Genomic DNA, 16,575 nt, shown 5'->3' on the forward strand with positions numbered 1-16,575 from the left:
GCTGGCGGCCGGATGGATATATTTATGATTATACGCTAAGTTTCGCCCACCCGCGAAAAACAATCCCCGCGACACGGCTGAGATTCGGCAGATGCTCCTGGACGCCGCCCAGGATCTCGTTCGGATCGATCCCGCAAGACCGGAACCACGCTTCGGATTCCCGAGCGGTCTCCTTGATGATCGCCTCCGTCATCTCCATATGCCACTGGATTCCATAGGCGCTGCGTCCAAACCGAAACGCCTGGTTCGGAGTCATCTCCGACGACGCAAGACGCGTGGCGCCTTCGGGCAGATCGAAGACATCCCCGTGCCAGTGCAGCGCCATAAAACGGGAAGCCACAGCACCCCAGATTGGGTCCTCCCCCGCCGCCTCCGTGAGCGTGACCGGATACCAGCCGATTTCCTTTTGAGCGCCCGGATAAACACGCGCGCCCAGCGCGGCCGCCAGCAGCTGCGCGCCGAGGCACGCGCCCAGCACGGGAATCTCGCGCCGCACGGCGTCCTGGATCAAGCGGATCTCATCGGCGAGGTATGGATACTGAGCAATTTCATAAGCGCCCTGCGGCCCGCCGAGCACGATCAGGCCGCACGTCTCCTCCATCTCGGCCGGAACAACATCGCCCGCGTAGGGACGGATGTACTGAAACGTAAGATCAAGTTCGCGCAGCGAATCTTCAATAAACCCCAGCGGCTCACAATCTTCGTGCTGCAAAACGAGAAGGGTGGACATAGAACCTCTAAAACAAGAAATAGCGCTGCGCCATCGGGAGCGATGTCGCCGGTTCGCAGGTCAGCAATTCACCGTCAGCGCGCACTTCGTAGGTCTCAGGATCGACTTCGATATTGGGCATGGCGTCGTTGTGGATCATATCCGCCTTACCCACCATGCGGCAGCCCGAAACCGCGACGGCGGCTTTGCGCAGCCCAATGTTCTCGGGAACGCCTTCATCGAGAGACGCCTGCGACACAAACGTGAGCGAAGTCGGCGCAATCGCGCCGCCGAAAGCGCCGAACATCGGGCGATAGATCACCGGCTGCGGCGTGGGAATGGAGGCGTTGGGATCGCCCATCGCGGCCCAGGCGATAAACCCGCCTTTGACGACCATTTCGGGCTTGACGCCGAAAAACGCCGGCTTCCAAAGAACTAAGTCCGCCAGTTTTCCCGGCTCGATCGAGCCGATATGCTCGGCAATCCCATGCGTGCGCGCCGGGTTGATGGTGTACTTGGCGATATAGCGTTTCACGCGCGCGTTATCATTGCGCGACGAATCCGCCGCCAGCGGGCCGCGCTGCGTCTTCATTTTGTGCGCCGTCTGCCAGCAGCGCATCACCACTTCCCCAATGCGGCCCATCGCCTGCGAGTCGCTGGAGATCATGCTGATGACGCCCAGGTCATGGAGAATGTCTTCGGCGGCGATGGTCTCAGGACGAATGCGGCTTTCCGCGAACGCGACATCTTCGGGGACTTGCGGATTGAGATGGTGGCAGACCATCAGCATGTCCAGATGCTCGGCGATGGTGTTTACCGTGTAAGGCCGCGTCGGGTTCGTGGACGACGGCAGAATATTGGGATAGCTCGCGATCTTGATAATGTCCGGAGCATGCCCCCCACCCGCGCCTTCCGTATGGTACGTGTGAATCGCCCGTCCCGCAATCGCCGCAACAGTGTTCTCCAGATACCCCGCCTCGTTGATCGTGTCCGTATGGATGGCCACTTGCACGTCGAACTGGTCCGCGACGGTCAGGCACATATCGATCGCGGCGGGCGTCGTTCCCCAGTCTTCATGCAGCTTCAGGCCGCAGGCGCCCGACCGGATCTGCTCTTCCAGAGGCGCGGCGGCCGAGGCGTTGCCCTTGCCCAGAAAGCCAAAATTGATCGGCCAGGCGTCCGCCGACTGAAGCATGCGCGCCATGTTCCAGGCGCCGGGGGTGCAGGTCGTCGCGTTGGTTCCCGTCGCCGGCCCCGTGCCGCCGCCAATCATCGTCGTGATTCCGGCCGACAGCGCCTCGTAGATCTGCTGCGGGCAGATAAAGTGAATGTGGCTGTCGATCGCGCCCGCCGTCACGATCAAGTGCTCGCCTGCAATCACCTCGGTGCTGGCGCCGACGACCAAGTCGGGATCGACGCCCGCCATCGTATCGGGGTTCCCGGCCTTGCCGACCTTGACGATGCGGCCATCGCGCACCCCGATATCACCCTTGACGATCCCCCAGTGATCGATTACCAAGGCGTTCGTAATCACCAGATCCAGCACGCCGCCATGTGCGCGCGTCGCCGTGCTGCTCTGACCCATGCCGTCACGGATCACCTTGCCGCCGCCAAACGTAATCTCGTCGCCGTACGTCGTGAAGTCACGCTCCACCTCGACAATCAGCTCGGTGTCGGCCAGACGAACTCGATCCCCCGTGGTCGGACCATACAGGTCGGCGTACATGGCGCGTGGAATTTTGAGGCTCATACAGCATCTCCTGAAACGGCGTCGAGCGCGCCGGACACCAGCGCGTTGTGACCGAAGACAATGCGATCGCCGGCAAACGGCACAAGGGCGACTTCTTTTTCCTCACCCGGCTCAAAGCGCACAGCGGTCCCGGCGGCGATATTCAATCGCATTCCGCGCGCGGCGTCGCGGTCGAACGTCAGCGCTGAATTGACTTCGAAGAAGTGGTAGTGGCTGCCGATTTGGATCGGCCGGTCACCGGTATGGCTGACGATGACTTTCGTGATCGGACGATCGACGTTGGCGACAATATCGCCAAGCTCGGTCCAGATTTCTCCGGGGATCATGGGTGGGGTCTCCTGAACTCCCTATTCCCCCACACGCTTAGGCTCGTTTCCCCCTTTTGCCCAGAGGTAAAAGGGGCGCTCATAATTATGGTCCTTGCTCGCTCGACAAGTATCTGGGAAGAGCATTGCGCTTTCGGCGCCAGAGTCCTCACGGCCTTGTGACGAGTGAATGGACGGCAGTTATCAGCACCCCTTTTACCCTGCGAAGCAGCTTGTTGGGAAAAAGGGGAAAGCGCGCTAAAGCGCCGGGGGAATAGGGGCTCCTCTCTAATGTATCGGCTCGTGCAGCGTCACCAGCTTCGTACCGTCCGGGAACGTCGCCTCCACCTGCACCTCGTGGATCATCTCAGGAATACCTTCCATGACATCATCACGCTTAAGAATGGTATTCCCAAGAGACATGATCTCGGCAACGCTTTTGCCGTCACGAGCCATCTCCATGATTTCGGCGCTGAGAATAGCGACGGCTTCCGGATAGTTGAGCTTCAGGCCGCGCGCCTGGCGCTTGCGCGCGAGTTCGCTGGCCAAAAAGAGCATGAGTTTTTCCTGCTCACGCGGGGTGAGATGCATGGGCGGTTCTCCGTTCGGTCAGTTCGTCAAAGTGTACCATCAATTGATCTTCCGGGGAGCCACGGCGCCGGTTCCATAAAGTGCGCGGCGGGCGCAGTCCCAAAAGGCGTAGAGGTCGGCGGCGATGCGCAGACCGCGCACGCTCATGCCTCGGATGCAGACGCCGTGCGCCGGCAGCGTGCTGACGCCCCAGACATCGGCGCCGAGTGTCGTTCGCTCCTCGGCAATTGCGTTCAGGTCCGTTTCGAGTTGGCGCAATTGCTGCGGCAAGACGCCAATGCGACAGGCATAGAAAGTCGTAAAGTAACGATAGACACCAAGACGCACGGGCGAGGTGAGTGGGGTACGCGCCGGCTCCAGGCGCAAATGCTCGGCGGCGATCTCGCGGCCGTTGGCGCGGATCACGGCGCGCAGGACAACGGATTCGTAAGCGAAGATCTCGCCCTGCGCGGCGCGGCCGGAGGCAAGCGTCTCCCACCAGAACAGGCCGGCGTCTTGGGCCAAGTCGATGGTCGTCTCCTGCCGATAGCGAGCGCCGGCGAACGGGATCGTCGTATCGGGCAGATACTCCAGGAGGCCGTCGGCGCCGACTTGAATACGCGTCGTTTGCAGCGCCTCGGCGTCGCCCTCACGCGCGCGGTAAATGCGCGTGGCGCTGGTTGTCGTCAATTGGACGTTCGCGCCAGCGTCTACCGTGAACTCCTGGGTCAAACGATCACCGCCCAGAATGCCGCCGGAGACGTTGTGCAGATGGGTCAGCACGCCGCCATCCGGCTGGCGAAAGGCGCGGACAACTTGCAGAGGTGGGCGATGCGACTGCTCCCGCAGGTAAGTCCGACCCTGGGCGCTGACGCCGAATGTCAGAGACAGAGCCCCGTCCACACGGCGCTTCGGTTCGTCTAACTGATGAACAGACGGGTCGTCAGCCACGGGTGACGCATCCCCGCCAGATCGATCGAGGGCGTGAAGCAAGCGATTTCTTCCTCATCAGACGGCGCGGCGGCGCGGATTAAGGCGGGCTTTAAATCCCAGAGCAGGCATCCAGCGGCGGTCTGGCCCAGCGGCAGCAGGCGCTGGCACGCCGAGACCAGGCCCATCACGTTCTGCTGCAAGTATGTCTGCGCGACTAAGTCTTCTGGACAGCGCAGCGCGGCGCCGGCAAGGCCAAACGCGGCGGCGTGGTGGGCGGGGATCGCCGATTGCTTTGTCAAGCGCACGGCTTCTCCGACCGCAGGATGGCCGGGCGCCAAGCCGTCCACTAATTGCAGCAAACGCCGACCGAGCATTGCGCTCGCTTCCCGCCCTTCGCGCGCAGGCTTTCGCGCACCGATTTGGTCGCTGAGACGCGTCCATTCCGACGTGAACTCAATCAGGGGCGTTCGAGCGAGCCGCCAGCCGGCGCGGCACCAGGAGGCGTCCAGCGCGCCGGTTTCGGCGAGATACGCGTCCAGGAACTCCGAGAGGCGCTCGACTGTCAGCGAACCTTCATCCGTCAGTGTCTCGATCCCGAACGAATGCGAGGCCGCGCCGATCGGCACGGCGCTGTCGGCGATCTGCATCAAGCGCAGCAGCTCAATGGACATGCGAATGGACGTGTCCGTTGACGTGGCTATGGTCATGATCGTCGTCGTGATCGTGCGTGTGCGGGCGACCGACATACGGCGCGTGGGCGTCGATGATCGTCTTCCACTCGGGCTGCGCGATCTTCGCCTCCAGCCAATCGATGACCGAACTCAGCCCCTCGCCGCTCTTCATATTCGTGAAGAGAAACGGCAGGTCGCCACGCATCTTGCGCGAGTCGCGGTCCATCACTTCGAGCGACGCGCCGACCAACGGGGCCAGATCCGTCTTGTTGATCAGCAGCAGGTCCGAACGCATGATGCCCGGCCCGCCCTTGCGCGGGATCTTGTCGCCCCCCGAGACATCGATCACATAGATCGCGACATCAACGAGTTCCGGGCTGAACGCCGCCGCAAGATTGTCCCCGCCGCTTTCGACAAAGATCAGCTCCAAACCCGGCAGTGTGTCCTCAAGATCGGCGATGGCCTCCAGGTTCATGGAAGCGTCCTCACGGATCGCCGCATGCGGACAGCCGCCGGTCTCCACGCCGCGCACGCGCTCCATCGGAAGCGTTCCCTGCCGCAGCAAGAACTCCGCGTCCTCTTTCGTGTAGATGTCGTTGGTTACGACCGCCAAGCTGTACTTTGCTGACAGCGCCTTGCTCAAACAGTCCACCAGCGCCGTCTTGCCGCTGCCCACGGGACCGGCCACGCCAACGCGAAATGCGCGGGATTCACTCATTGGTATTGCCTTTCAAAATTCTGGACTGCTATTTCTTTCCGCTCGCGATTTCCGCATCGACTACGGCTTTCCCTTCTTCGTAGAGCAATTCATGGACTTGTTTGCGGATTGCTAAGAATTCAGGGGCGTTGCGCAGAGCGTCGCCACGGTCCGGGCCGAAGGGAACGTGGATCTCGGCTTTGATGTGGCCGGGCCGCGCGGTCATCACAAAGATCCGATCGCTGAGATAAACAGCTTCGTCGATATCATGCGTAATGAAGAGCGTTGTGATGCGCTCTCGCCTTCGAATGTCCAGCACCAGGTCCTGCATCACGGCGCGCGTCTGGGCGTCCAGCGCTCCGAACGGTTCGTCCATCAACAAGATACGCGGGGCGTTCGCGAGAGCGCGCGCAATGGCGACGCGCTGGCGCATGCCTCCCGAAAGCTGCTTGGGATAATGGTTTTTGAAATCCGAGAGGCCGACGGCTTCTAGAAATTTGTCCGCGATGCGTTCGCGCCCCTTGCGCGGTAGGCCGCGCATCTCCAGGCCGAACTGCACGTTTTGATAGACCGTCCGCCATGGAAAGAGCGTGTAGGCCTGAAAGACCATGCCGCGCTCGCGGCTCGGCTCGTGGACTTCGACGCCGTCGAGATAGACCGATCCACACGACGGCTCAACCAGTCCTCCGACGATATGCAGCAGGGTGGATTTACCGCAGCCCGAGGGGCCGACGATACTGACCAATTCGCTGGTCTGCATGGTGAACGAAGTCGGCTCCAGCACTGTCAGCGCCCCGGATTTCGTCGGGTAGTCCTTGCCCACTTGCTCGACGCGCAGAATTGGGCCGGCGTTCGGGTCTTCCGCCGGGATCAGCGGCGCCGGCATGATGCGTGTGGCGGGCGGAGTTTCAGTCATCGCAGCTCTCTTCGTTTTATCTCTTAGTTCTTATTAAGGTCGGCCCAAGGCACAAGGCGTGGCTGGATCAGCTTGAAGGCGAGGTCAGTCAAGAGGCCAAGCACGCCCAGAATAATGATACCGACGAACATCTCGTCCGAGCGCGAAAATCGCTGCGCCTTGAGCAGCATATACCCCATGCCGGAACTCGTCGCGACAACCTCGGCGATCACCAAGTAAGTCCATGCCCAGCCGATCATCGTGCGGCAGGTATCGAGCAGGCCGGGCAGGGTCGCCGGCAGCAGGACATTAAAAAGCAATTGACGCCCGTTGGCCCCCAGCGTCCGCGCCGCGTTGAGCAAATCCCTTGGAACCTGACGTGTGACGTCGGCGACCACCAGCACCATCTGAAAGTACGTGCCGATGAAGATCAGTGCGATCTTCGCCGCTTCGTCGATCCCGGCGATCACCATCACCAGCGGAATTAGCGCCGGCACAGGAATATAGCGAATGAACCCGACCAGAGGCTCATGAGCCGCCTCGGCGGATTTGTACGCGCCCATCAAAATCCCAACAGGAATGGCGAGCAGCGCCGAAAGCAAAAAGCCCATTCCAATGCGATAAACGCTGATCTGGATATCGGGCAGCAGCGTGCCGCCCTTGTACATATCGATTGCGGCGTTGATCACGCGCGTCGGCGTCGGCAAGATGAGCGCATTTGCTCGTCCGGAGTACGTAAAGAAACACCACAGCAGCAGGGGCAGAATAAACGACAGCGCCGCGATGGCTGTGTACGCGGGGCGCGGGATCTCGCTCCCGATGCGAAATAGGCGCGCGCCAGTGCGACGCCGTCGCGCCAGGGCAGCGTGCGCGGCGCTCTCCGTCGCCTGTGTTGTCGGAATGCTGCTTGCCATTGTGGCGGCTCCTTTCTGCGAAATTGCTCGTGGCGGCTTGGGGCATTGGTTTTGGCACCTCTACGCCCATGCGTGTGGGTGTTCGGCCCCTCCGCCCCAATTCTGGGGGACCAGATTAGGATGGCCCCTGGCCCCAAAGGGGTAAAACCCATAAATGTTAACGCTGCAAAACACTATTCTTGCCACGTTCTGGACACTATGGTCTGCACCCCTGTGGGGGTCGGGGGGGGCATCCTAATCCGGTCCCCCAGAATTGGGGCGGAGGGGCCAAACATCCACACGCGTGCGACGGGAATGCCGAAGCCAACCGAAACCGATCTGTCTAATCCACCTTCAGCGCATAATCATACGGCGGCAGCTTGCCTTCGCCCTTTGCCACAGCGGCTTTGACGAACGTATCGTCGATTGCCGCCGCGAAGTCGGGGGTCTTGGGGATTTGCTTCTGGCCGACCAGGAAGTCGCCGATCACGGGAGCGCTCTTATAAAGCGAGGTCGCTTTGTCGCTCTTCGTGAAGGCCGCCTGCGCCTCTGGCGCGCTGAAGATACGCGTGCCCTGGATGAAGCCAGTGTAGAAATCGACAGGAGAGTCGGTGCGCTTGGCCATGATCTTCACGGCGTCCACGGGATGCGCGCGCCACCAGTCGAGCGCGTCGTACCAGGCGTCGACGATGTTTTGAATGTCGGCGGGCCGGGCGCTGACCACTTTCGATTGGAAGACAAGCAGGTCAGGGATCAGGCCGGAAAGCTGCTTGCTGTCGAAGATGACGGTCGAGCCGGGGAAGCTTTTGAGCAGCTGGCTCTTGTTCGGCTCCCAAACGGCGCACGCGTCGATCTTGCCGCTCAGCATCGCGGCGGGGCAGTCCTGCACCTTGATGTTGACATACTGGATGTCCTTCTCGGTCATGCCGTTCGCGGCCAGCGCCTGATCCAGCAGGAACTGCTCGACGGTGCCAAGCTCGGTCGCAACCTTCTTGCCCTTGAGATCTTTGATGGAGGTAATGCCCGCCTTCGCAACCACCGCATCGTTTCCGGCGGAGTTGTCGTTGATCAGCACGGCTTTGAGCGCCTGCCCCTGCGCGAGTGGCCCCATCGTGTCGCTCCAGGTTTGGCAATTGGCGTCCACTTTCTCCGCCGCCAGCGCGTTGAGCGAATCGGTGTAGTTAGGGAACCAGACGAGCTTGACGTTGACGTTATGCTTCTTGAAGAAGCCCTGCTGATCGGCAATGTCCCAGCACGTCCAGCCCGGCCAGTCGGAGTAGCCGATGGTGATCGGCTCCGTGCTGGCGGCTGGCGCGCCGGGCGTCGTGCTCGTCGCTGTCTGCTGCGCTTTTGGGGCACACGCCGTAAGCATTAGGCCAAGAGGAACGATAGTGAAGGCGAGCCTTGCGAATTTCGAAGTACGGATGGAATGCATGGACGGCCGTTCCTTTCTGTTGAACGCAATGTGCGAAATCTCAAGAAACGAGCGTCATGCTCGGGGTGCTCGGCGCTGAGCGGGGTAGTTCGGATTTAAGAAGGACGACGCTGACCGCGCAGCCAATTCAGCCATGTGTCCATCCCATCGCCCGTTTCCGACGAGACGGCGAACACGGTCGCAGTGGCGTTGACTTGCCGAATGTTTACGATTAGCTTCTCAACATTCAGGCGGACATATGGCGCCAGATCGGTCTTGGTAATGACAACGCAGTCGGCGCCGTGGAACATGATCGGGTACTTGAGCGGCTTGTCCTCGCCCTCGGTCACCGCGACCAGGACAACGCGCGTATGCTCGCCAAGATCGTAGGCCGCCGGGCAGATCAAATTACCGACGTTCTCAATCACCATCAAATCGAAGCGGTCCAGCCCACCTTCGCGCTCCAGCGTGTTCAGCCCAGCCGCGATCTGATCGGCTTCGAGATGGCACGAACGGCCGGTGGTGATCGCAACCACCGGAGCGCCACAGTCGCGCAGACGGTCCGCATCTAGCTCCGTCGTCATGTCGCCTTCCATGATCCCGATTTTGATCTCTCCGTTCAGGTCGGTCAGCGTACGCTCCAGCAGGGTTGTCTTACCCGAGCCGGGACTGGACATGATATTGACGCACGCGATCCCATGGCTCTCCATGCGGCGGCGGCTGCGCGCGGCGAGATCGTCGTTCTCTTCCAGGATATCAATATTCAAATCCACGCTCGCCGGCGTGCTGATTGGCCCTTTGGTTTCGGTGATCATATTTTTAGCGCTCCGCACCGACCGGGATGTCCCAATCGACCTTCTCAATCTTCAGCTCACGCCCCGACCGAATCTCATCCAGCGGCGCGCGGCATTCGGGGCAGCCGTACTCCAGATTGATATCGGGCTTGTACTCCCGCTCGCAGTTCCGGCAGAAGGCGATGAACGGGCTGTCGCGGATGGCGATCTCGGCGTTTTCGAGAAATGTCCCCAGCTTTTGTTTGGCGAAGGCCGTGCGCAGCAGGTCCGGCTCCACACAGGTGAACTCGCCGACGAGCAGCTGGACGCGGCGCACCGGCCAGCGCTCGGTCTGCTGCGAATACCAATCCTTGAGGCTCATCATGAGAGCCTTGGTCATGTCGACTTCATGCGGCATGTGTCAGATCTCCTAAAGCGCCCACGGCTCCGTCGACGGCTCCGAGTTCAGCCACGCCGGACGCTGCCGGGGCAGCTTTTCGGCGAACACCAAGTTCGCGAGAACATCGCAAATCACGCGCGTTCCCATGAGGGCCGTCATGTCGCTGATGTCGTACGGCGGCGAGACTTCGACTAATTCCATGGCGCAGAGATTGGTTTCGCGGGCGACGCGCTGGACGATGCGCAGCGCCTCGCGGGGGGTGAACCCGCCCGGCTCCGGCCAGCCCGTGCCAGGGACAAAACCAGCGTCGATGCTGTCGATGTCGAAGCTGAGATAGACCGCTTCGGTCCCTTCGCTCGCGACTTCAATCGCAATGTCCAGGGCTTTGTCCAGCCCCATGTCCATGATGTCGGTCATGGTCATGATCGTCGTGCCGCGCTCGCGGGCCACCTTGACGCCGGCGCGGGGCACCTGCCACCCGCCAATGCCGAACTGCACGAGGTTCTTCGGAGGCGCGTTCTCAATATTCGTCGCATGGAACCATGGCGTGGTGTGCATCCGCTCATCCATGTCCAGTTCCTGCGTGTCCACATGACGGTCGATATGGATGATGCCGATGTTGCCGTTGACATGCGGGGCGATGCCTCGAACGCACGGATAACCGATGGAGTGGTCCCCGCCGATCATGATCGGAAAGGCGCCGCTGCGGAACACATGGGAGACGGCGCGGCTGATCTGGTCGAACGCCTTCTCGATATTGGCGGGAATGACGAACACATCGCCCAGATCGCACAGCGTCATCTGCTCACGCAAGTCGATCCCCAGGTCGAAGTAGTACGAGCCGTAAAGCGCCGAGATGCGGCGCACGCCTTGCGGACCAAAGCGCGTACCGGCCCGGTAAGTCGTGCCCGTATCGAGCGGGATGCCGAACACGGCGGCGTCATAGTTCCCCGCCTTATGAACATCCTCCACATAGGGCGCCTTCAGGAACGTGTTGATGCCCGCGAAGTGCGGCAGTTCGCCGCGCGAAAAAGTCGAGATGGTGCGGTCGCCGATGCTGGGCGCGGCAGTCAGGCCAAGCTCCAGATTGCGCTCCACTTCCCGTTTCCAGCCATGCTCCGGCAGCTCCGCCTCACGGCGCAGGGCGTAGGCGGCCTGACTATCCTTCAAATCTTCCCGTGGGACGCCAAAGCGCGAACGATCATCCGTCATGGGTGTACCCTTCCCGTGTCTTGCAAATGTGAGTGAAAAATGGTGTGCGGGCGGCGTCGCCGATTGCTCGTCTGCGCCTCGTCAGTGAGGTGTGGTTAGTATACTGCTGAGGGTATCCGATGTCAACACTTATGACGAAATAATTTAAAATTATAATTTCAATGACGAATATCGTCATTTATAAAGCTAAATATGATATAATTTCGTCATATCGCAATGCAAGGACAATTTGAAATGCTGACGCTGGATGACCTGGACAACAAAATCATCTGCGTGCTTCAGGAGAACGCGCGCCTGACCAACTCAGAGATCGCCAAGACCGTAGGAAGCACAGAGCCGACGGTACGCCGGCGCGTCGAGCGCCTGCTCAGCGCCGGCGCGATCAAGATCGTGGCCGTCGCCACGCCGTTTCAATTGGGATACCGCGTCATCGCGATCTTGGGATTGCAGATTGATCACCAGCATCTCACGCAAGTCGAGGAGGCGCTGATCGCCATGCCCGAAGTGCGCTTCGCGGGAGTGACCCTGGGGAGCTACGACGTCATCGCCGAAGTGTGGTTTGAAGATACCGAACAATTGTTGACGTTCCTGCACGAACGCCTGAGCAAGATCCCCGGCGTGCAGCGCATCGAGTCGCTTCAAGTGGCGAAGATGCTCAAATACATGTACGACTGGAGCGCCCCCGCCGGCGGTAAGTAGCTCAGGTCCACACGATTATATTTCTATGCGGCCTTGCTTATACTTCCGATCAATTCTCTGCATCACATACTGCCAGAATCGCGCACGCTCTTCATCGCCGGAACTGGTGGATAAGAAGGGGCAGATAAACGGTTTGAACAACACCGTGCGATCAGCATCCAGAATAACCGGCTCCCAGCGCGCCTCTTTGGCGCCCAGGTTTTCGATTCGGTAAGAGTGCATGTCCTTCCAACGCACACGCCAGGTCCAAAACCCACTGGTCGCTGTGATTCCATCGTCATTTGCAATAATTCGAAACCTTACCGTTCCCCACCAGATATAGAAACCAACCGCCAATACCGCAAGCGCCTCACAAACGACCTTCGGATCATGGACGACGGATGCTTTTGTGACGAAGTGGGCCGGATATGCAGGCAGGGCGATGGCGAACAGGAGATCGACAGATATTCCTCCCATAATGAGAAATATGAACAAGCCAAGCGCCTTTTGCCAGAGCGCACTTTCCAACACGCGTACGACTCCATTTTCAACGTTATGCATGGCTATCTCAATCCCATTGATGTGCGATAGCCTAATACGACAGCGCTGCGTTCAAAATATGAGCGTACTGCTTCCACAGAAAAATGATCAGGCCAATCACCGCAGCCGTCACACCCAGACCCATTCCCACCGATCGGTTCATCATAATGTCACTCTATCTCCGTCCAAGCTGATAGTCGGTTAGACCCAAGGCGACATAAAAAGTTGCGTCTCACCCGCAATGGCTAAGGCATAACATAACGGCCTATTTATTTAACTATAGTCACATTTATTGCTCATATCAAACCGAAACGATCACGACATGATATAATCCATTGATACATGAGCGGTGCGCCAGCGATGGATAGACGCTCAGGATTAGTCTTTTGGAAATCAAATCATGAAACAAATATTAGCAATCACGCCTGTTCTTCTTGCCGCCGTCTTAGCGGGCGCGGCTCAAGGAGCCTCGACTACGGGAAGGACGGCGCAGGTAACCGCGCCGAAAGCACGGATGCATACTCTTACCCCTGTGCCGATGAAGAACGTTTCCATTGACGATGCGTTCTGGTCGTCGCGCATCTCATTGTGGCGCGAGAAGACGATCGGCGATTGCTTTGATAAGTTTGAGAAAGTTGGAGCCTTTCACAACTTTGATCGAGTGGCGAAGGGGCAAACCGGCGGGCATGAAGGAGCTCCATTTTGGGATGGACTTGCCTACGAAACGATTACCGGCGCATCGGATTTTCTTGCGGCGCATCCAGACCCGGCGCTGGAAGCGCGCATTGACGGGTACATCGACCGCATTGCGGCGGCGGCCGCCGTGGATCCAGATGGATTCGTCAATACTTATACGACGCTGGGGACAAACTCGCATCGATGGGGATTGGGGGTTGCGGAGCGAGGGGACGAGGACGACGTTCAGAAGCATGATGTTTACAATGTGGGCTGTCTCATTGAGGCGGGCGCGCATTATTACCGCGCCACGGGAAAGACGAAACTGCTGGCCGTCGCCACCCGTCTTGCAAATACGATGTGCCGGGACATCGGCCCAAGTCCCAAAGCGAACGTCGTCCCCGGACACGCGATCATCGAACAATCTCTCGCCGAGCTTTCCCAGCTTTACAAAGAGCATCCGGAACTTGCGGGAAAGCTTTCCGTCGCCGGCAGCCAGAACCAGATCGCGGTCCCCGTCGTCCCGAACGATTATCTCAAGCTTTCCTGGTTTTTTATCGAGAACCGTGGTAACCATAAGGGCCGCCTGGATTACGGCGCCTACGATCAGGACGATAAGCCGGTCTTGCAGCAGGACGCCATGGAAGGACACGCCGTCCGGAGCGAGTTGCTTGCGAATGGCGTCGTCAAGGCGTCTCTGATCTCTGGGCGCTCGGATTACGCCGGCGTCTTACAGCGCTGGTGGAGCAATATGACCGAGAAGCGTATGTACCTCACCGGAGGATTAGGCGCCGTCGGTTCATACGAAGGGTTCGGGGCGGATTATCAGCTTCCCAATAATGGATATGCGGAGACCTGCGCGAATATCGCCGGCGGCTTCTTTAGCCAGAACATGAACCTGGCGTTTGGCGACGCCCACTATGCGGACATTCTGGAGCGTGAGATTTACAATGGCGCGTTAAGCCATATCGCATTGACGGGCGACGCCTATTACTATCAGAACCCACTGTCGTCGAAAGACCGGCAGCGCGAGGATTGGGCGGGGTGTCCGTGTTGCCCGCCCATGTTTCTGAAGATGATGGGAGCATTACCCGGGGACATCTACGCAACAGACACTTCCGGCGTCTACGTCAATCTTTTTGTCGGCGGCAGCGCAAAGATCGACACCGATAAGCTCCATCTGACTCTGAAGCAGGAAACAGCTTATCCCTGGAAAGGGCGCGTGACGCTGCATGTCGCCCCGAAGCAGCCCGCGCGTTTCCGCGTCGCCCTACGGGTTCCCGACTGGTGCGAAGGCGCGACGTTTCTTGTGAACCACACAAAGATGTCTCCGGCGATCCTTCGCGGATATGCGTCGATCGAGCGAACGTGGAAGGCCGGGGATACGATCGAGATGGACATGCCGATGCCGGCGCGTCAGGTCAAGGCCGATCCTCAAGTCCTGGACAACGCAGGCCGGGTAGCCCTCATGCGCGGGCCGATCGTCTACTGCCTGGAAGGCGTCGATAATGGCGACGACACGGCCAGCATGGTCATTCCTCCGGCCACGCAAATCAAAGACCAGTACGAGGCCGATCTTCTGGGAGGAGTGGTTCTTCTGCACGGCTCCGCGACGAGAGTAACACAAAAGGGCGCCGGCGTTCAAACGGTTCCCGCGAACTTCACGGCGATTCCGTTCTATGCGAACTCCAACCGCAAGCCGACCGCCATGGACGTATGGATCGCCGACAATCCCGCGACCGCCCGTCCGGAAACCGTGGCCGGCGGCGCCGTCGTCACCGCATCCCACAGTAATCCCGGCGACACGCTCTCCGCTCTCAATGATGGTGTCGAGCCGAAAGCATCGGACGACGAAACCATTCCGCGCTTCACCTGGTGGGATCATCGCGGCGGCGAAGAATGGGTGCAGTACGACTTTCCGGCCGCGCAGCGCGTCAGCGACGTCGATGTGTATTGGTGGGACGAAACCCGAATCCACCGGGACTGCCGCGTTCCGCAATCATGGACCGTGCAATATCTGGACAACGGGCAATGGAAACCAGTCTCGAACTCATCGCCCTACGGCACGCAAGCCGATCGGTTCAACCACGTCGCCTTCGCTCCGGTGAACACAACCGCCCTGCGCATCACCGTCCAGCAGCAAACGGGATGGTCCGGCGGAATTCTCGAATGGCGTGTCCAAGAGTAAAGCGAATCGGCGATTAAACGGCGACAGATGCACGCCGCGCGAGCCCTTCGGCGATCTGGCTGAATTGGTCCAGCGCGGCTTCCAGATCTTCCATGATTTCCGACGCCAGAATGTCGGGCGCGGGCAGGCTTGCGCTATCCTCCAAGCTTGTGTCGCGAAGCCAGAAGATATCCAGGCTCGCTTTGTCGCGCTGGATCAATTCGTCAAACGAGAACGATCGCCAGCGGCCTTCGGGGTTTTCGTCGCTCCATGTGGCTGTACGCTCATGGCGGTTGTCCGCATGGTAACACGCCACGAAGTCGTCCAGATCGGAACGCTTGAGCGGGTTGGTCTTGAGAGTGAATTCGACATTCGTGCGGAAGTCGTAGACCCAGAGACGCTCGGTCCAGGCGGCTTCGCGTGCGCTCTTTCGGTCAAAGAACAACACGTTCGCTTTGACGCCCTGGGCGTAGAAAATCCCCGTAGGCAAGCGCAGGAGGGTATGGACATCGCATTCCTCCAGCAGCTTGCGCCGCACGGTTTCACCGGAGCCGCCTTCAAATAACACGTTATCAGGAACGACGACGGCGGCGCGCCCATTGGTCTTGAGCATGCTCTTGATGTGCTGCACGAAGTTGAGCTGTTTGTTGCTGGTAGTGGTCCAAAAGTCGCCGCGCAGGTAGCTGATGGATTCCTTTTCGTCTTTTCCCTCTTCGTTGACGACGGTGATGCTGCTTTTCTTGCCGAAGGGCGGATTGGACAGGATCATACTGAAGTGCTCGGCGGGCGGCGCGGCGAGCGCGTCCGCCACATGGATCGGACTGTCGTCGCTGCCGATCTCATGCAGCATCAGGTTCATCGCCGCCAGCCGCGCGGTGTTCGCCACGATCTCCCAGCCGTGCAGCGCCTCGTTCCGCAGATGCTTCTTCTGATCCCGGTCCAGGGCGAACTCATGCGAGACATAGTCGTGCGCCGCCAGCAGAAAGCCCGCCGTGCCGCAGGCGGGATCGGCGATCGTGTCGCCCGGCTGCGGCCGCATCACATCCACCATCGCCTGGATCAGCGGCCGGGGCGTAAAGTACTGCCCCGCCCCGCTCTTCGTATCCTGCGCGTTCTTCTCCAGCAGCCCTTCATAGGCGTCGCCCTTAATATCAGCGTCCAGCCCCGTCCAAGTCTCCTTGTCAATCAAGTCCGCAATCAGCCGCCGCAACTTCGCCGGGTCCTCGATCTTGTTCTGAGACTTGCGAAAGATAACACCCAGCATCCCCGTCTTCTTGCCCAATGATTCCAGCG

The 16,575-nt window shown here is 59.9% G+C and carries 17 protein-coding genes; 2 read left to right on the forward strand and 15 right to left on the reverse strand.

The window, feature by feature from the left end; all coding sequences use genetic code 11:
* Nucleotides 1-28 precede the first annotated feature (28 nt).
* From ABIZ35_RS12850 to ABIZ35_RS12910, 13 genes are all read right to left on the reverse strand, one after another.
* The gene (locus tag ABIZ35_RS12850; RefSeq protein ID WP_348220308.1) at nucleotides 29-730 is read right to left on the reverse strand and encodes a gamma-glutamyl-gamma-aminobutyrate hydrolase family protein; all 702 of its coding nucleotides are present in this window, start codon (nucleotides 728-730) and stop codon (nucleotides 29-31) included.
* A gap of 7 nt (nucleotides 731-737) precedes the next feature.
* Nucleotides 738-2,459 (reverse strand): urease subunit alpha, encoded by a 1,722-nt coding sequence (gene ureC / locus ABIZ35_RS12855; RefSeq protein ID WP_348220309.1) that lies wholly within the window; start codon nucleotides 2,457-2,459, stop codon nucleotides 738-740.
* On the reverse strand, nucleotides 2,456-2,785 hold the full coding sequence (locus ABIZ35_RS12860) for an urease subunit beta (protein WP_348220310.1): 330 nt from the start codon (nucleotides 2,783-2,785) through the stop codon (nucleotides 2,456-2,458). The genes ureC and ABIZ35_RS12860 overlap by 4 nt, the downstream gene beginning before the upstream one ends.
* A 267-nt stretch (nucleotides 2,786-3,052) precedes the next feature.
* A complete protein-coding gene (ureA, locus tag ABIZ35_RS12865; RefSeq protein WP_348220311.1) occupies nucleotides 3,053-3,355 on the reverse strand; it encodes an urease subunit gamma in 303 nt (100 codons plus the stop codon).
* A gap of 39 nt (nucleotides 3,356-3,394) precedes the next feature.
* Nucleotides 3,395-4,285 carry an urease accessory protein UreD gene (locus tag ABIZ35_RS12870; protein WP_348220312.1) on the reverse strand — a complete coding sequence of 297 codons (891 nt, stop codon included), beginning with the start codon at nucleotides 4,283-4,285 and terminating at the stop codon, nucleotides 3,395-3,397.
* On the reverse strand, nucleotides 4,255-5,013 hold the full coding sequence (locus ABIZ35_RS12875) for an urease accessory UreF family protein (protein WP_348220313.1): 759 nt from the start codon (nucleotides 5,011-5,013) through the stop codon (nucleotides 4,255-4,257). The genes ABIZ35_RS12870 and ABIZ35_RS12875 overlap by 31 nt, the downstream gene beginning before the upstream one ends.
* Entirely contained in the window at nucleotides 4,928-5,656 is a 729-nt protein-coding gene (gene ureG, locus ABIZ35_RS12880; protein WP_348220314.1) for an urease accessory protein UreG, read from the reverse strand. The genes ABIZ35_RS12875 and ureG overlap by 86 nt, the downstream gene beginning before the upstream one ends.
* 28 nt (nucleotides 5,657-5,684) lie before the next feature.
* Nucleotides 5,685-6,551: an ABC transporter ATP-binding protein gene (locus ABIZ35_RS12885; protein ID WP_348220315.1), complete on the reverse strand. Its 867-nt coding sequence runs from the start codon at nucleotides 6,549-6,551 to the stop codon at nucleotides 5,685-5,687.
* Nucleotides 6,552-6,574: 23 nt separating this feature from the next.
* Nucleotides 6,575-7,444 carry an ABC transporter permease gene (locus tag ABIZ35_RS12890; protein WP_348220316.1) on the reverse strand — a complete coding sequence of 290 codons (870 nt, stop codon included), beginning with the start codon at nucleotides 7,442-7,444 and terminating at the stop codon, nucleotides 6,575-6,577.
* Nucleotides 7,445-7,766: 322 nt separating this feature from the next.
* Nucleotides 7,767-8,858, reverse strand: coding sequence for an ABC transporter substrate-binding protein (locus ABIZ35_RS12895; RefSeq protein ID WP_348220317.1), 1,092 nt, complete (start codon nucleotides 8,856-8,858; stop codon nucleotides 7,767-7,769).
* 95 nt (nucleotides 8,859-8,953) lie between these two features.
* Nucleotides 8,954-9,652, reverse strand: a complete 699-nt coding sequence (gene hypB, locus ABIZ35_RS12900; protein WP_348220318.1) for a hydrogenase nickel incorporation protein HypB — start codon at nucleotides 9,650-9,652, stop codon at nucleotides 8,954-8,956.
* A gap of 4 nt (nucleotides 9,653-9,656) precedes the next feature.
* A complete protein-coding gene (locus ABIZ35_RS12905) occupies nucleotides 9,657-10,028 on the reverse strand; it encodes a hydrogenase maturation nickel metallochaperone HypA (RefSeq protein WP_348220319.1) in 372 nt (123 codons plus the stop codon).
* A gap of 12 nt (nucleotides 10,029-10,040) precedes the next feature.
* Nucleotides 10,041-11,222 carry an agmatinase family protein gene (locus ABIZ35_RS12910; protein ID WP_348220320.1) on the reverse strand — a complete coding sequence of 394 codons (1,182 nt, stop codon included), beginning with the start codon at nucleotides 11,220-11,222 and terminating at the stop codon, nucleotides 10,041-10,043.
* Between the two features lie 234 nt (nucleotides 11,223-11,456).
* On the opposite strand from ABIZ35_RS12910, the gene ABIZ35_RS12915 reads away from it, so the two are divergent.
* Nucleotides 11,457-11,921 carry an Lrp/AsnC family transcriptional regulator gene (locus ABIZ35_RS12915; protein WP_348220321.1) on the forward strand — a complete coding sequence of 155 codons (465 nt, stop codon included), beginning with the start codon at nucleotides 11,457-11,459 and terminating at the stop codon, nucleotides 11,919-11,921.
* Between the two features lie 15 nt (nucleotides 11,922-11,936).
* Here ABIZ35_RS12915 and ABIZ35_RS12920 read toward each other — a convergent pair whose 3' ends face one another.
* Nucleotides 11,937-12,461, reverse strand: a complete 525-nt coding sequence (locus tag ABIZ35_RS12920; RefSeq protein WP_348220322.1) for a hypothetical protein — start codon at nucleotides 12,459-12,461, stop codon at nucleotides 11,937-11,939.
* Between the two features lie 379 nt (nucleotides 12,462-12,840).
* Here ABIZ35_RS12920 and ABIZ35_RS12925 point away from each other — a divergent pair, with 379 nt between their 5' ends.
* Nucleotides 12,841-15,303, forward strand: coding sequence for a beta-L-arabinofuranosidase domain-containing protein (locus tag ABIZ35_RS12925; protein WP_348220323.1), 2,463 nt, complete (start codon nucleotides 12,841-12,843; stop codon nucleotides 15,301-15,303).
* A 13-nt stretch (nucleotides 15,304-15,316) separates the two neighbouring features.
* Here the strand turns inward: ABIZ35_RS12925 and ABIZ35_RS12930 are convergent.
* A partial coding sequence (locus tag ABIZ35_RS12930; protein ID WP_348220324.1) for an N-6 DNA methylase occupies nucleotides 15,317-16,575 on the reverse strand: 1,259 nt, incomplete at its 5' end.

It is taken from the genome of Capsulimonas sp. (assembly GCF_039929585.1).
GTDB lineage: Bacteria > Armatimonadota > Armatimonadia > Armatimonadales > Capsulimonadaceae > Capsulimonas.

Coding starts and splice junctions, on each gene's coding strand:
- ABIZ35_RS12850 (WP_348220308.1), bottom strand. CDS start 730: ATGTCCACCCTTCTCGTTTTGCAGCACGAAGATTGTGAGCCGCTGGGG.
- ureC (WP_348220309.1), bottom strand. CDS start 2,459: ATGAGCCTCAAAATTCCACGCGCCATGTACGCCGACCTGTATGGTCCG.
- ABIZ35_RS12860 (WP_348220310.1), bottom strand. CDS start 2,785: ATGATCCCCGGAGAAATCTGGACCGAGCTTGGCGATATTGTCGCCAAC.
- ureA (WP_348220311.1), bottom strand. CDS start 3,355: ATGCATCTCACCCCGCGTGAGCAGGAAAAACTCATGCTCTTTTTGGCC.
- ABIZ35_RS12875 (WP_348220313.1), bottom strand. CDS start 5,013: ATGTCGGTCGCCCGCACACGCACGATCACGACGACGATCATGACCATA.
- ureG (WP_348220314.1), bottom strand. CDS start 5,656: ATGAGTGAATCCCGCGCATTTCGCGTTGGCGTGGCCGGTCCCGTGGGC.
- ABIZ35_RS12885 (WP_348220315.1), bottom strand. CDS start 6,551: ATGACTGAAACTCCGCCCGCCACACGCATCATGCCGGCGCCGCTGATC.
- ABIZ35_RS12890 (WP_348220316.1), bottom strand. CDS start 7,444: ATGGCAAGCAGCATTCCGACAACACAGGCGACGGAGAGCGCCGCGCAC.
- ABIZ35_RS12895 (WP_348220317.1), bottom strand. CDS start 8,858: ATGCATTCCATCCGTACTTCGAAATTCGCAAGGCTCGCCTTCACTATC.
- hypB (WP_348220318.1), bottom strand. CDS start 9,652: ATGATCACCGAAACCAAAGGGCCAATCAGCACGCCGGCGAGCGTGGAT.
- ABIZ35_RS12905 (WP_348220319.1), bottom strand. CDS start 10,028: ATGCCGCATGAAGTCGACATGACCAAGGCTCTCATGATGAGCCTCAAG.
- ABIZ35_RS12910 (WP_348220320.1), bottom strand. CDS start 11,222: ATGACGGATGATCGTTCGCGCTTTGGCGTCCCACGGGAAGATTTGAAG.
- ABIZ35_RS12915 (WP_348220321.1), top strand. CDS start 11,457: ATGCTGACGCTGGATGACCTGGACAACAAAATCATCTGCGTGCTTCAG.
- ABIZ35_RS12920 (WP_348220322.1), bottom strand. CDS start 12,461: ATGCATAACGTTGAAAATGGAGTCGTACGCGTGTTGGAAAGTGCGCTC.
- ABIZ35_RS12925 (WP_348220323.1), top strand. CDS start 12,841: ATGAAACAAATATTAGCAATCACGCCTGTTCTTCTTGCCGCCGTCTTA.